The following is a 14,403-nucleotide window of genomic DNA, read 5'->3' on the forward strand; positions in this document are numbered from 1 at the left end:
ATAGTATATTATTCATCATAGCCATATTTTTTATCGAGATTATTCATCAGTTTCACATAAACGAATATCAATGTCACAAACACATACATTGAACCTTGTTGCGCGAACCAAAAGCCGAGTTTAAAGCCACCGAATTTAATGGTATTTAATTCATCTTTAAAAAGAATACCTGCGCCATAAGAGACGACAAACCATATCGCTAGTAAAATGAGTACATATTTAATATTGGCTCGCCAATAGGCTATCGCATTAGGTCTATTTGTCATATTTACAAAATAAATTAATAAACATTATTTTTAAAAGTAAAAAACAACGCATAAGATAATGATTTATAGTGGCTAAATCAAATAATAGGTCAATTAGACTATTACTTGTTTTTAGAATTTAGTTCTTTTTATATAAGTTTTCAATTCTTTTATAACTCGTGGTGCCAATATAATGGTCGCAACCATTGTCGGAATAGCCATTAAAGCAAATACTCCATCAATGAGGTTAATCATCATACTCAGACTTGTAGTGGCTCCAACGAGAATACTCAAAATATAGAAATAATTGTAATAGTGTTTTTTATCGGCTCCAAAAAGAAACGACATACATTTTGTACCATAATATGAATATGAGAATAACGAACTCATGCTAAAAACCGCGATACAAATTAATAATAAATATTTACCATAAATTGGCATGACATCTGCAAAAGCCGAAGCGGTTAAGGACACACCATTATCTGAAGTTGTTTCCCAAACACCTGTAACCAAAATAGCTAAAGCCGTCAGCGTACAAACAATCAATGTGTCAATTGCAGGACCAAGCATAGCTACTAAACCTTCGCGAATAGGTTCATCTGTTTTTGCAGCTCCGTGTGCCATTGGTGCTGTTCCAATTCCGGCTTCGTTTGAAAATGCACCACGTTTAATACCATGAAGAATTAAAGCTCCAATAACACCTCCTAAAAAGGTATCGTCTTTTGGGTAATAATTCGCGGCAAACGCATCAGTAAATATAAGTTTTAGATAATATAATAAGACATCGCTATGAGCGACCAAGATAATAATGACCAAGACAAAATATAAAGCCACCATACTTGGTACTAACTTAGAAGCCACTGCACCTATTCGTTTAATACCGCCTAAAATAACTAAACCCGTAATAAAGACGAGAACAACACCAATAGTTAGATTAGTATATAAACCCACTTCCACACCATTAGGAATCAACAAAATATCGTTTAAAGCTTGCGTTAACTGGTTGACATTAAAAACTGGCAAAGCGCCAAGCAAACCACAAAAACTAAAAAATACAGCTAACGGTTTCCAAGCTTTACCCAAGCCTTCCGTAATAAAATACATAGGACCACCTTGCAGTTCGCCTGCACTATCCTTTCCTCTATACATAATTGCTAAAGTAGATGTAAAGAATTTTGTAGACATACCAACCACAGCACTCATCCACATCCAAAACACAGCTCCTGGTCCACCAATAGATATAGCAACTGCAACTCCTGCAATATTTCCCATTCCAACGGTTGCGGACAAAGCGGTTGTTAAAGCTTGAAAATGTGATATCTGTCCAGGGTCATTAGGGTCGTCATACCTACCTCTCAATACACTAAGCGCATGACCTAAATATCGAAACGGTAAAAATCGCGAACGGATGAGCAAATACAAACCTCCACCAATAAGTAAAATGAGCAAAGGTAAACCCCAAGCTAAGGACGAGAAATCTTTGAGTAGTTGGTTTAAAAATTCCATAGATTATAAATGTAGTGAATGGAATGAATTTATGACGAATTGTTTTTAATAAATTTGAGATTTGTGGTTTAAGTTGTTGAATTTGAATTAAGAAAAAACTAATCTCACTTATTGTTTGAAATAATTTATTGAAGTTAACTTATCTCATTAGACTTAGAAACAATGTGTAAAACAGAGCAATAGCATCATATAATAAAACCATAAACCCCATTTCAATACGAAATAGTACCTTTACAGCACAACCAATTAATAATTGAGCACTAACCGTCTATATTTTATTGATGCTGTAAGAGCGTTTGCCATCTTAATGATGTTGCAAGGGCATTTTATAGATACGCTTTTAGACGTATCTTATAGAGACCAAAGTCATACAGCTTTTAAGGTTTGGGAATATTTTAGAGGCATTACAGCACCTACGTTTTTCACCATTTCTGGACTTATATTTTCGTATTTACTCATTAGAGCAAAAGATAATGGAACTATAAAGCAACGTATGCATAAAGGCTTCATACGAGGTTTAATGCTTATTGGTATTGGTTATTTGTTGCGTGTGCCTATTTTTGAGTGGCTTATTGGCAAGTTTAGTGCTTATTTTCTTATCGTGGATGTTTTACAGTGTATTGGTTTATCATTGATTCTTATTGTTTTAATTTATCGCTTCACATTAAAAAAAACTTTGATTTTCTCCATATTGATGTTGGTTTTAGGATTAACTATTTTTATGTCTGAACCGCTTTATCGTTATTTAGAATTACCACAAGTGCCTGAGTTATTTTCCAATTACCTTACCAAATCTAATGGATCGGTTTTTAATATTTTACCTTGGTTTGGCTATGTGGCTTTTGGTGCTTTTATTTCTACCTTGTTTTATCGCTATGTAGAACGACCAAAGTTTAAAATGGCAATTGTTTCAGGGTTTTTCATCATTGGAATATTGCTAATTTTTAAATCGGCTTGGTTATTTATGAAACTCTACTATTGGTTTGATTTATCACTTTTTAAAGACATTGCTTATTATAATTATTTGTTTACCAGACTTGGTAATGTGCTAATTTTATTCTCATTATTCTATTTGACAGAAAAATATATAAAGCAACCGTTGATTCTAAAAATTGGTCAGAAAACCTTATCTATTTATGTAATTCATTTCATTATTATTTACGGCAGTTTTACAGGATTGGGTTTACACCAACTTATTGGAAAAACCTTAGAACCTTGGGAAGCTATTATTGGCGCACTCCTCTTTCTTTCTGTAGTTTGTTTTATTTCGTTTTATTATGCAAAAACTAATGCATTTGTGTATTCTCATATTCGGAAGTTTATAGATAAAATTAAGCGTTATACACGTTAAATTACAATGGTTTGTATTTAAAGCATCTTAACTTTTTCTTGTAGAAGCAAAATATTTCTAATTCAATATAAACTAAAGGAATACTTAACAATAGCGTTATACTTATGTACATTTGACAATAATAGGGTTATCAACTCATTACACTTAAACGTATGAAAAACATCATAGAAACATTTTACACAGCCTTAAATCGTTGTGATGGTAAAGCAATGGCTGCCTGTTACCACGATGCTATTATTTTTGAAGATCCAGCTTTTGGCATTTTAAAAGGGGATCGTGCTAAAGCGATGTGGTTAATGCTTTGTGAATCGCAACAAGGAAAAGGGTTTAAAGTTGAATTTTCAAATATTGAAGCTAATGATAATAGTGGATCTGCGCATTGGGAAGCCTTTTATACGTTTAGCAAAACAGGTCGCAAGGTTTATAATCGTATAGATGCTAAATTTGAATTTAAAGACGGCTTAATTATAAAGCATACAGATACCTTTAACTTACATCAATGGGCAAAACAAGCTATGGGTTTTAAGGGTTTAATTATGGGTAGAACGCGTTATTTTAGTTCTAAACTAAAAATACAAACCAATAGCATGTTAAATAAATACATCGCTAAAAAAAAGCTATCCGATTAAATCAGATAGCTTTTTGGGGCAATGTTTCTTTTTAGGGACTTGGAGTTTACTTTATGTTTCATTGCTATTTGTTAAGTACAAATCTTATGCCAAAGCTATTGAGATTTCATAGGTTTTCAAATAGGTTTTTATAAAAAATTTAGAACTTATCAACTGTAGGCTTTCACTTTACCTTCTACTCCTTTAAAAAATGATCTCATGACTTTAAAATCAGCATCAACATCGTCAGTTGGATAAAAAGGTTCTGATATTTCGTTTTGTTTATTTTTAAAATCTAATGTGAACATAATAATTGGCACATTCGCTGCCTTGGCAATGTAATAGAATCCTGTTTTCCATTGCTCTACCTTTTTTCTAGTACCTTCTGGTGCTAACGTTAATCGAAATTCATCTGCTTCGCTAAACAATTTCGCAATGGCTTCTACTTTATTTTGACCTGAAGTTCTATCGAGTGCACGTCCACCAATAGCTCTGAAATAATAGCCAAATGGCCAAGTGAATAATTCTTTTTTACCTACAAAATTGGTTTTAACGTCTGATAATTTTCTAAGTAATACACCAATATAAAAGTCATGCCAACTCGTATGAGGTACAGCAATAATAACGGACTTTTTTATGGTGTCTTTAGAGAAATTGGTGTTGCCAACAACCTTCCAGCCCATTAATTTATAATATATGAATTTAGCTAACCAGCGCATGCCTACATTTTTTTGTAAAGTGCGAGAAGCTTTTCTCTAGTGATAATCGTTTTCCAATTTTTACCAATCGCATTTTCCCAAAGTGGTTCTAAACTCAAAGCTACATCAATCATTTTATCAAATTGATCTTCTTCTAAATCCGCACAAATGCCTTGTGGTAATTCTATATGATGCTTGGCTTTCATTTGTTTAAAAATTGCAACTCCCTCAGGATAATAATCTTCTAAATGATCGAACACTATACAATTACCAATACCATGTTTAATTCCAAGTAAGTAACCCAAACCATAACTCATGGCATGCGCCACACCAACTTGCGAATACGCAATACTCATACCACCATGCCAAGAGGCCATCATGAGTTTATCTTGCGCTTCTGCTTTACTTAAGGTATCGTCCAAGAAAATTTCTTTACAAAGTGTAAATGCTTTTTCACCATAACTCTGACTAAACGCATTTAAATAAGTGCCATTGAGCGATTCTACACAGTGTACAAAGCAATCCATACCTGTATAAAACCATTGGTCTTTTGGAACGTCTTTGGTCAATTCTGGATCTAAAATCACCTGATCGAAAGGTGTGTAATCACTATTTATACCGAGTTTTCTAACAGGACCTGTTAAAATCGTTGTTCTTGACACCTCAGCTCCTGTTCCTGAAATGGTAGGAATACCAACATGATAAATGGCTGGCTGCTTTACTAAATCCCAGCCTTGATAATCTTTAGATTCACCTTTATTCGTTAACATTAACGATACGGCTTTGGCCACATCCATAACAATACCACCTCCAATTCCAATAATTCCTGAAGGTAATTCACTATATTCTAAGATAATATCTTCAACTAACTGATCGATTTGATCTGTTTTAGGCTCTTCTTTAGTGGGTATGTATATAATTTTATCCTTGTAGGATAATGTAATTCGAGACGTTAACCAATGGTTGCCTTTAAACACATCATCTACATAAAAAATAAATGGTGCGTTACGTCCGTTACGTTTTGAAGTGAGAATTTCATCGAGTTGATTGAAACTTCCACGTCCGAAAACAACTCTGGACACCATTGGATAATTTTTGTATATCATTTACTTTATATCTTTAACAAAAATAACAACTTAGTTTATTTATTAGCACTGAAAAAATCTAAAATTTCCGTTAAACTCTTAACCGTTTTATATTCAGCTCCATTAGCTTCTTTTTTACTCACTGTTTCGTGTTGCCAAGTGGTATGAAATGGCACATGAATAGCCTGTGCTCCAATACTAACCAAAGGTAAAATATCGGATTTTAGCGAATTACCGACCATCAAAAACGCCTCTGGTTCAATATCTAATCGTTTTAATAATTGCTTGTAATTAATATCATGTTTTTCGCTCAATACTTCTATATGATGAAAATATTTTAGCAAACCTGACTTTTGTAATTTGCGTTCTTGGTCTAACAAATCGCCTTTAGTAGCAACAATTAATCTGTAATCTTTTGACAATTGTTTAAGGACGTCTTCAACACCATCTAACAGTTCAATAGGTTTATTAATCATGGCTTTACCTATTTTTAACATTTCAGCAATCACTTGATTTGAAACGGTTCCGTTAGATAATTCTAAAGCCAACTCTATCATAGATAACACAAAACCTTTAACTCCATAACCGTAAGTTGGCAAGTTTTTTATTTCAATTTTGAAAAGTTCTTGATCTATTTTATTGGGTGTTTCATAATGCGATAATAGGCGACCTGCTTGCTCTTCGGCTTCTCTGAAATAGGTTTCATTCACCCAAAGGGTGTCGTCGGCATCGAAGCCTATTACTTTTATGTTGTTGTATTTGTTTTTCAATTGTTTTTTTTAAAAATGGACAACTCTCGAGTTGTCCCTACGTGCGTTGTCCTACGTGCGTTGTTTTTGTGCTTGATGCCTTGTGATTGTTTTCCTTGCGCTTATATCGATACCTTTAACTTACTTCCACAAACGTTTTGCTCTTTCTAAATCTTCTGGTGTATCTATTTCTACGCCTTGAATTTTGGTTTCAACCATTTTAATACGTTTGCCGTATTCTAAATATCTAATACATTCAATTTTCTCTGAGGCTTCTAAAAATTGCATTGGTAAGACTGTAAAATCTAATAAGGCTTGTTTTCTAAAAGCATAAATGCCTTTGTGCTTAAAATAGCGTGTCCCAACATTTGTATCTCTCGGAAATGGAATTGGACTTCGAGAAAAATACAACGCAAAATTTTGCTGATCCACAATGACTTTAACCGTGTTTGGATTATTAATTTCTTCCAAATCTTTGATTTCAACCATTAAAGATGCTAAATCAATTTCCTTATTAGTATCCGTTTTAAAAACACTGAGGACTTTCTCTAAACTTTCGCGTTCGGTAAAGGGTTCATCGCCTTGCACGTTAACGACAATATCACAATCTATATGAGCAACGGCTTCTGCAATGCGGTCGCTTCCAGATTCATGTTCTTTCTGGCTCATAATGGCTTTTCCTCCATTATTTACAATTTCATTAAAAATAATATCACTATCGGTAACCACATAAACTTCACTAAACAAATCAGTGGCTACAGTGGCTTCGTATGTTCTTAAAATTACAGATTTTCCTGCTAGATTTTGCATCAATTTAGCCGGGAATCGTGATGCACTGTAACGTGCGGGAATCATGGATATAATTTTCATTGCTCTGATTTATGTAATGACGTGATTCAGATTCAAAAATAACTAATTAAGACGGTTTTGGTGGATTAGGTCGTATCTTTTTATAGAGTTTGTAAACGATGTAAAAGATGCATAGCACCAGAATGATCGCCAATATAGGTAAGAATATAGAAATGATAGACATAACGATAGATGTGCCTGTTTCGATAGTTGACACCAAAGGGTTTCCAAAACCTGCAGTAGAAACGGTTGAACCTAAACGCGTGGCACTTGCTGAGCTTTTTACAGCGGCTGCAGTTCCGCCTCCTGCGATTATAGCGAGCGCCCAAGTTACCACTGGACTTAAATCGGCAACTGTTGAGACCATAACAGCGGTTCCTGCAATAGTGGCTAGCGGAATGGCTATGGTATCTAAAAAATTATCAACGACTGGAATATAATAGGCTACAGTTTCAACAAGTGTTGCGATGCCTAGTGTAATGACTGCTGTAGAACTCCCAATCCAAAGCCAAGAGTCATTTAAGTCCCATTTCCCAAAGTAGGTTGCTAAACTTAAAGCAAACAGTGGCAGAAAAACTCTAAAACCTACAGACGCTGCAAGTCCGATGCCTAGAAAAATGCTTAAAATAGTTTCTATCGTCATGTTTTTAATTTACATCTTGTTCCACAAACATGTCATCCTTAAATCCTATTAAATATAACTTTTCCTCGGCTCTCGTAATTGCAGTGTACAGCCAACGAATATAATCGCGATCCATACCATTTGGCAAATAAGGCTGCTCAACAAAAATAGTGTTCCATTGACCACCTTGAGATTTATGGCAGGTAATGGCGTAAGAGAACTTTACCTGTAAAGCATTGAAAAATTTATTATTCTTTACACCTAAAAAGCGTTTGTATTTAGATGGCTCTTCCTCATAATCTTTAGAGACTTCTTGGTACAGACGGTTGGATTCTTCGTAACTCAATGAGGCACTTTCTACATCTATTGTATCTAAAAGTAGAACGGTTTCAAAGGGTTGCATATGTGGGTAGTCTACCATTCTTAATTTGACTTCAGCAAATCTAAAACCGTACAATTCTTTAATACTAAATATCTCTAACACTTCAATAATATCGCCATTTGCAATAAAGCCAGCTTCGGTATTTGGCTTCAACCAAAAATAATTATTCTTAACTACCATTAAATAATCTCCAGAAGACAATTCACTTTCATTAAACAAAATACGTTGCCTAATTTGCTGATTATAAGCATTAGCACGTTTGTTACTTCTTACAATAATTGCGGTTTCCTCGTAGCCATTTGCGCTATACGCATCGTTAATGGCATCCATAATTTCGTAACCATCAATGAGACGCACACTGTCTGTAAAACCATTTAAATTAAATTTAAAACTTTCATAGATGGTAGATTCTAAAACAGCCCTAAGTTCTGTGGCGTTGCTTAATATGCCTGAGTCTTGTTCTTGCCGTACCACTTCATCTAACTCAATACCAACAACATCTTTAATATAGTTAAGGCTGAGTTTATTTTCGTCTAAGGCAGGACTTAAATCCGACTTTACAGGAGGTAATTGTGCTTTGTCACCGATGAGTAACAATTTACAGTCTTGACCAGAATAGACATATTGCATTAAATCATCTAGAAGCGAACTGCTTTCAAACGACTTAGAGTCTGAAGGCGTATCAGGAATCATCGAAGCTTCATCGACAATAAAAATAGTATTGCGATGCTTATTGGGTTGCAAGGTAAAACTCACACCTCCGCCTCTATCTTTTTTAGGAAAATAAATTTTTTTATGAATGGTAAATGCTTCTTTTTTAGAATAATTAGAAATTACCTTAGCTGCTCTACCAGTTGGCGCCAATAAAATAGCACTTTTTTTTACATGCCATAAATTAGAAACAATAGTTCCAATAATACTAGTTTTTCCAGTACCTGCATATCCTTTTAATAAGTAAATTGAATTTTTATTGGTATCGAATATAAATTGAGACAGTTGCATTAACACCATATCTTGCTTGGAAGTTGGTGTAAATGGGAATTTGGATTTTAGTAGCGAATAGAATGCAGAAGCATTAGAAATCATAAAGAAAATTATATAAAGCAAGATAGCATTATTCTCACTTTTTAAAGCTTAAATACCATTAAGTTCTATATTTTTAATTATTTTTATTTTAGATAGTTTTAACGAACAAAAAAAAATTGTAGATTTGCGAGAGACCTTAATTAACAAAAACTGACATATGGTAATTTTAGCAATTGTATTAATTATAGTATTGACCATCGTAATTGTGTGGGCGATTGATAAATTTGTTCCTAAGAAACTAAAACCAGTTATTAACATTGTACTTTGGGGACTGATAGTTTTTCTTGCATACATCACGTACATGTCAGTTTACAAAGAGATTCAATTTAACCAACTAAAGAAAGAACGCTTTGCTGTGGTTATTGATCGTCTTATAGACATTAGAGATTCTCAATTAGCTTATAAAAATGTTAATGGTAAGTATACTGATAGCTTTGAAACCTTAATAAACTTTGTAGAGAACGGAAAAGTACCAATTACACAAAGACGAGATACATTGGTTTTAGATGAAGAAAGAACTAAAGCTTTTGGTGGTGTAGAAACTATGAAAACTATTACTTTAATAGATACCTTAGATTATTGGAGCCCTAAAGATTCTTTATTTGACGGAAGCGATCGTTATAAGAAAATGATGGACGTAGGCATCGGTAAAGAAGGTGCTAAATTTACATTGAAAGCTGGTAGATTAGAGGAGTTTTCAGTTTTTGAAGCGAGTGTTGATAAAGCTATTGTTTTAGACGATCAAGAAAAATATCTGATAGAAAAAGAAAAACAAGTAATGTCTGTTGATGGTGTTAATGGACCCGCTTTGAAAGTAGGTTCTATGGAAGAGGTATTTACTAAAGGAAACTGGCCAAAGAGTTACACAAATAAAGAATAGTTTGAAAATAAACGATATTAAAGAACTGTCCATTCAAATTAATTTGAATGGGCTTTCTTTTTGTATTCTAGACAGAACAAACAATACTGTTGAATTTCTCAAAACGATAGTATTTGAAAAAAAACTGACTCCTGATCAAGTTCTGAATCGTTTAAAAACCGAATTAGGCAGTAATACTGCTTTCTCAGAAGATTTTAGCGACGTTTTAGTCATTCACCAAAATGAATTATCAACACTTGTGCCAGATGCGCTTTATGACGAAAAGCATAAAGTGGATTATTTAAAATTCAATTCTAAAATCCTTAGAAATGATTTTATCACAGAAGATATTGTCGCTGTAAATAAAAGCGTGAATGTTTATGTACCTTACGTAAATATTAATAATTATATTTTTGAAACCTTTGGTGCGTTTGTTTACAAACATGCTTCTAGCATTCTTATAGGATCTATATTAGCCGATACTGAAGCTACAGATGAATCTATCGTCTATCTTAATGTCAATAAATATACAATAGAAGTTACCGTCGTAAAAAATGGAGAACTACAGCTTTTTAATGTTTTTGAATACCATAGTAATGAAGATTTCATCTACTACGTGTTATTTGTTTTTGAGCAATTAAAACTAAATGTAGAAACGACGCCAATTGAATTAATTGGTAATGTGGTTATCGGTGACGAACGTTTTATAATGCTTTACACCTACATAAGACATGTGCGTTTTTTAGATAAAGATTATGATTTTGTTATCACCGCAGAAACAGATCGACGGTACTTACACCAGCACTATTTAATTCTAAATTCCTTTTAATGCGCATTATTTCGGGTTTGTATAAAGGCAGACGTATTACAGCTCCTAAAAAATTACCTGTAAGACCAACAACTGATATGGCAAAGGAAGCCTTATTTAACATCTTAAACAATGGCTACTATTTCGATTCCATTTCGGTATTAGATTTATTTTCTGGAACAGGAAATATAAGCTATGAGTTTGGATCAAGAGGAACAGAACATATTACAGCCGTAGACCAAAATTTTGGGTGTATTAAGTTTATTAACGAAACGGCTGAAGCTTTTGAAATGAGTATTAGTACTATTAAAAGTGATGTCTTTAAGTTTCTTGAAAAATCAAAACTAAAGCACGATATTATTTTCGCAGATCCACCTTATGACTTTGAATTAGAAGCTTTTTCTAAAATCCCAGAACTCGTTTTTAAAAACAGCCTATTAGAAGAGGATGGTGTTTTAATAGTAGAGCATTCTAAACATACCGATTTGAGTGGTTTAGAATATTATTCTCACTCTAAGAGTTATGGTGGTAATGTATTTAGTTTTTTTGAATAAAACGAACCAATAGTTTTAGAACTTATGATTTCCTTTTTGAAGAATTATAGCTTAAATGACATTGAAAAACTCGAATAAAACAAAGCTTCATGAGTTAACATGAAGCCTGTTTATTTAAGCAAACCTATAAGCCGAATTCTGTTCATTTTAAACTTGTTTCAGAATTTCTTCTTCACAAGAACAAAACTTCCTTATCATTTATCTACGTTTACTATTACTAGCAAACTTTAGCTGCCTACCCTCTAACTCGCGCGTGCACGCTCAAAAGTTAGTTTACATGACATTGCACCACATAGAGTTTACCTGGTTTCACTACAGCATGACCTGTACATACTTTCTGTTGCACTTTTCCTAGCCTTACGACTGGTGGCTGTTAACCACTATGATTGCACTATGGTGTTCGGACTTTCCTCCCAAGTACTGAAACAAGTTCAGTACAAAAGCGATAAGGCGACCTACTTATGAGCAAAGTTATGTTATTCAACTAAAATCTTGAATCTATTTTTGTGATTATTTTGAAGGTAGTAAAGAATTATAGACCATAAGGAATAAAATACGATAATTAAAAAAAGCTATGCTTTACTCGTTTATACTTGATATAGCGTCTTTCGGCACTCTAAACAATAATACAATTCCTGCAACAAAAAAGACCACCAAAAATAGAATAGCATTTCTCATACTACCAGTGACTTGATCTATTGTCGCAAAAATACCCATGCCAATTACAATACCTATTTTTTCTGCGACATCATAAAAACTAAAATAAGAAGTAGTGTCTTCAGTTTCTGGTAAAAACTTAGAATAGGTTGACCTTGCTAGAGATTGTACACCTCCCATTACTAAACCAACAAAAGAAGCTCCTATATAAAATTGAACTGGTGTTTCCATAAAGAAGGCATAAAAACAAAGTGCCACCCAAAATATATTTATAGCAATAAGTGTTTTTATATTTCCGAATTTTGATGACGCACGAGACGTTAAAAATGCACCTAAAATAGCCACTAACTGAATCATTAAAATACTCAAAATTAATCCAAGCGTTTTTGCTTCTGAATCTCCCCAAGCAATCTCTTCTTCCCCAAAATACACAGCCACGAGCATAATAGTCTGCACTGCCATACTAAACACAAAAAAGGCAAGTAAATATCTTTTCAATCTTAGGTTTTGTTTCAACTCAATCCAAACTTGTTTTAATTCTTTCAAGCCGTTAAAAACAACATTTTTAGTAACTTTACCGCCTTTAGAAACGCCTTTAGGAAGGATATAAAATGTATACTGACTGAATAAAACCCACCATAATCCTACAGTTATAAAGGAAATTTTCATGGCTTCAAATGACGCACTATTTTTAGCCTCTTTTAAGGCCTCTGCTATTTGAGCGTCAGTCCCAGTTTCTGTAATTGTTTGAGAAATACTTATATCAAAACCAAACCAATTTGGTTTCATTACCATAGCTAGATTTAATATTAATAATAAAACACTACCAAAATAACCCATACTAAAGCCTTTGGCGCTAATACTGTCTTGCTGTTCCGGAAAAGCAATATCTGGCAAATACGAATTGTAAAATACGAGACTTCCCCAATATCCAATCAAACCCATAAAATAAAATAAGAGACTGATATGAATGCGATCTGGATGTATATCGAACCAGTACAAACCAATACAACCTGCACTACCTAGATAGCAAAAGAATTTCATGAAGTTCTTTTTATTACCGACATAATCTGCAATACCAGAAAGAATTGGAGAGGTAATAGCTACAATTAAAAACGTAAATGCAGTAACATAAGTAATTAGCGCTGTGCTTTTAAATACCATACCAAAAGCCGGAACCATTTTATCGACTTGCGATACAAATAATGCCGAATAAAATATAGGAAAAATAGACGATGCAATAGTTAAGGTATAAACAGAATTTGCCCAATCGTAAAATGCCCAAGCATTGAGCAGTTTTTCACTTCCTTTTTTAAGTTCGTTCATATAATTTTTTTCTAGCACACTTGCCAGCCACTATCAAATATGATAGTATCAACAATTAAAATAATTTCAATAAAAAAAAGCCACTCAAATTGAGCAGCTTCTAAAATAATGAAATATTATTAGTAATCTTTTAATTTATAGGTCTGAATTCTGTCACCCCAAATTTCTTAGCTTCAGCCTTAGCTTTTGGCCCTAAATCTTGCAAGTTTTTAATTCTGGTAGTGTTACTTGGATGTGTACTTAAAAATTCAGGTGGAGCTTGGCCTCCACTGTTTGCACTCATACGCTTCCAAAGCTCAGGTGCTTCATCAGGATTGTAACCTGCTATAGCCATAAGAATTAAACCTACTTTGTCTGCTTCTGTTTCATGAGCTCTGCTAAATGGCAACATACCTGCTACATTAGATACAATACCGAAAGATTGATTAAAGAGTCCTAAAGATTGTTGATCATTAGATAAAGCAATATTGCCTGCTAGTGCTAAGCCTTGTTGCATCATACCTGCACTCATACGTTGCTGTCCGTGATTGGCTATGGCGTGCACTACTTCATGACTCATAATTGCTGCAACACCTGTTTCGTTAGCGGCTATTGGCAAAATACCTGTATAAAAGGCTATTTTACCTCCTGGCATACACCACGCATTTACTTGATCAGAATCTATGAGTTTATATTCCCATTTATAATCATCTAAGTAACCTACATTACCATTTGCTACTAACCAACGTTCTGCAGCAGATGCAATACGTTGTCCTACTCGCGTAATCATTTCAGCATCTTTGGTACCTGTAACCACATTATTTTCTGATAATACTTGGTTGTATTGCGAAAAAGCTGCTGGGAATAATCTACTGTTTTCTGTTCCAGGAAATGCCATCGTTTTTTTGCCTGTAAAAGGGTTTGTGGCACAGGCATGTACAACTGTCACTAAAATGAGACTTACTACGATTTTATTAAACTTCATAATTCTAAATTTTATAAATAATTACTAAAATACAAAAATCTTTCTGTTTTTATA

Annotated in this window: 15 protein-coding genes and 1 other RNA gene; 5 read left to right on the forward strand and 11 right to left on the reverse strand. The window is 33.7% G+C overall.

Translation table 11 applies throughout. The features are described from left to right. Nucleotides 1–8 precede the first annotated feature (8 nt). Both AB8B52_RS05125 and AB8B52_RS05130 read right to left on the reverse strand, forming a co-directional pair. Nucleotides 9–266, reverse strand: coding sequence for a DUF4212 domain-containing protein (locus AB8B52_RS05125; RefSeq protein ID WP_406025887.1), 258 nt, complete (start codon nt 264–266; stop codon nt 9–11). 111 nt (nt 267–377) lie between these two features. Further along, on the reverse strand, nt 378–1,751 hold the full coding sequence (locus AB8B52_RS05130; protein ID WP_406025889.1) for an alanine/glycine:cation symporter family protein: 1,374 nt from the start codon (nt 1,749–1,751) through the stop codon (nt 378–380). A 253-nt stretch (nt 1,752–2,004) separates the two neighbouring features. Between AB8B52_RS05130 and AB8B52_RS05135 the strand changes: the two genes are divergently transcribed. Continuing rightward, on the forward strand, nt 2,005–3,102 hold the full coding sequence (locus tag AB8B52_RS05135; RefSeq protein ID WP_406025891.1) for a heparan-alpha-glucosaminide N-acetyltransferase domain-containing protein: 1,098 nt from the start codon (nt 2,005–2,007) through the stop codon (nt 3,100–3,102). A 152-nt stretch (nt 3,103–3,254) separates the two neighbouring features. Next, a complete protein-coding gene (locus AB8B52_RS05140; protein ID WP_406025892.1) occupies nt 3,255–3,731 on the forward strand; it encodes a nuclear transport factor 2 family protein in 477 nt (158 codons plus the stop codon). Between the two features lie 149 nt (nt 3,732–3,880). Here AB8B52_RS05140 and AB8B52_RS05145 read toward each other — a convergent pair whose 3' ends face one another. The 6 genes from AB8B52_RS05145 to AB8B52_RS05170 all read right to left on the reverse strand — a co-directional run bounded on the left by AB8B52_RS05145 (nt 3,881) and on the right by AB8B52_RS05170 (nt 9,181). Beyond that, the gene (locus AB8B52_RS05145) at nt 3,881–4,429 is read right to left on the reverse strand and encodes a 1-acyl-sn-glycerol-3-phosphate acyltransferase (RefSeq protein ID WP_406025894.1); all 549 of its coding nucleotides are present in this window, start codon (nt 4,427–4,429) and stop codon (nt 3,881–3,883) included. 2 nt (nt 4,430–4,431) lie between these two features. Then, on the reverse strand, nt 4,432–5,514 hold the full coding sequence (locus AB8B52_RS05150) for an iron-containing alcohol dehydrogenase family protein (protein WP_406025896.1): 1,083 nt from the start codon (nt 5,512–5,514) through the stop codon (nt 4,432–4,434). 35 nt (nt 5,515–5,549) lie between these two features. Next, nucleotides 5,550–6,263, reverse strand: coding sequence for an HAD family hydrolase (locus AB8B52_RS05155; protein ID WP_406025898.1), 714 nt, complete (start codon nt 6,261–6,263; stop codon nt 5,550–5,552). Between the two features lie 120 nt (nt 6,264–6,383). Next, the gene (kdsB, locus tag AB8B52_RS05160; protein ID WP_406025900.1) at nt 6,384–7,112 is read right to left on the reverse strand and encodes a 3-deoxy-manno-octulosonate cytidylyltransferase; all 729 of its coding nucleotides are present in this window, start codon (nt 7,110–7,112) and stop codon (nt 6,384–6,386) included. A 46-nt stretch (nt 7,113–7,158) separates the two neighbouring features. Continuing rightward, nucleotides 7,159–7,734: a DUF4126 domain-containing protein gene (locus AB8B52_RS05165; RefSeq protein WP_406025902.1), complete on the reverse strand. Its 576-nt coding sequence runs from the start codon at nt 7,732–7,734 to the stop codon at nt 7,159–7,161. 4 nt (nt 7,735–7,738) lie between these two features. Then, nucleotides 7,739–9,181 carry an ATP-dependent RecD-like DNA helicase gene (locus tag AB8B52_RS05170; RefSeq protein ID WP_406025904.1) on the reverse strand — a complete coding sequence of 481 codons (1,443 nt, stop codon included), beginning with the start codon at nt 9,179–9,181 and terminating at the stop codon, nt 7,739–7,741. A 157-nt stretch (nt 9,182–9,338) separates the two neighbouring features. Here AB8B52_RS05170 and AB8B52_RS05175 point away from each other — a divergent pair, with 157 nt between their 5' ends. The 3 genes from AB8B52_RS05175 to rsmD are packed head-to-tail and all read left to right on the forward strand — an operon-like array spanning nt 9,339 to nt 11,402. Further along, on the forward strand, nt 9,339–10,061 hold the full coding sequence (locus AB8B52_RS05175) for a hypothetical protein (RefSeq protein WP_406025906.1): 723 nt from the start codon (nt 9,339–9,341) through the stop codon (nt 10,059–10,061). A gap of 1 nt (nt 10,062) precedes the next feature. Beyond that, the gene (locus AB8B52_RS05180; protein WP_406025908.1) at nt 10,063–10,869 is read left to right on the forward strand and encodes a DUF3822 family protein; all 807 of its coding nucleotides are present in this window, start codon (nt 10,063–10,065) and stop codon (nt 10,867–10,869) included. Further along, entirely contained in the window at nt 10,869–11,402 is a 534-nt protein-coding gene (gene rsmD / locus AB8B52_RS05185) for a 16S rRNA (guanine(966)-N(2))-methyltransferase RsmD (RefSeq protein ID WP_406025910.1), read from the forward strand. The genes AB8B52_RS05180 and rsmD overlap by 1 nt, the downstream gene beginning before the upstream one ends. Before the next feature lie 111 nt (nt 11,403–11,513). On the opposite strand, the gene rnpB is transcribed toward rsmD, so the two are convergent. The 3 genes from rnpB to AB8B52_RS05200 all read right to left on the reverse strand — a co-directional run bounded on the left by rnpB (nt 11,514) and on the right by AB8B52_RS05200 (nt 14,349). Next, an RNA gene (gene rnpB / locus AB8B52_RS05190) (RNase P RNA component class A) lies at nt 11,514–11,864 on the reverse strand. Nucleotides 11,865–11,981: 117 nt separating this feature from the next. Further along, nucleotides 11,982–13,385, reverse strand: a complete 1,404-nt coding sequence (locus tag AB8B52_RS05195) for an MFS transporter (protein ID WP_406025912.1) — start codon at nt 13,383–13,385, stop codon at nt 11,982–11,984. A gap of 130 nt (nt 13,386–13,515) precedes the next feature. Next, the gene (locus AB8B52_RS05200; protein ID WP_406025914.1) at nt 13,516–14,349 is read right to left on the reverse strand and encodes a M48 family metallopeptidase; all 834 of its coding nucleotides are present in this window, start codon (nt 14,347–14,349) and stop codon (nt 13,516–13,518) included. Nucleotides 14,350–14,403 lie beyond the last annotated feature (54 nt).

The sequence above is a fragment of the Winogradskyella sp. genome, assembly GCF_045105575.1.
Classification (GTDB): Bacteria; Bacteroidota; Bacteroidia; order Flavobacteriales; family Flavobacteriaceae; genus Winogradskyella.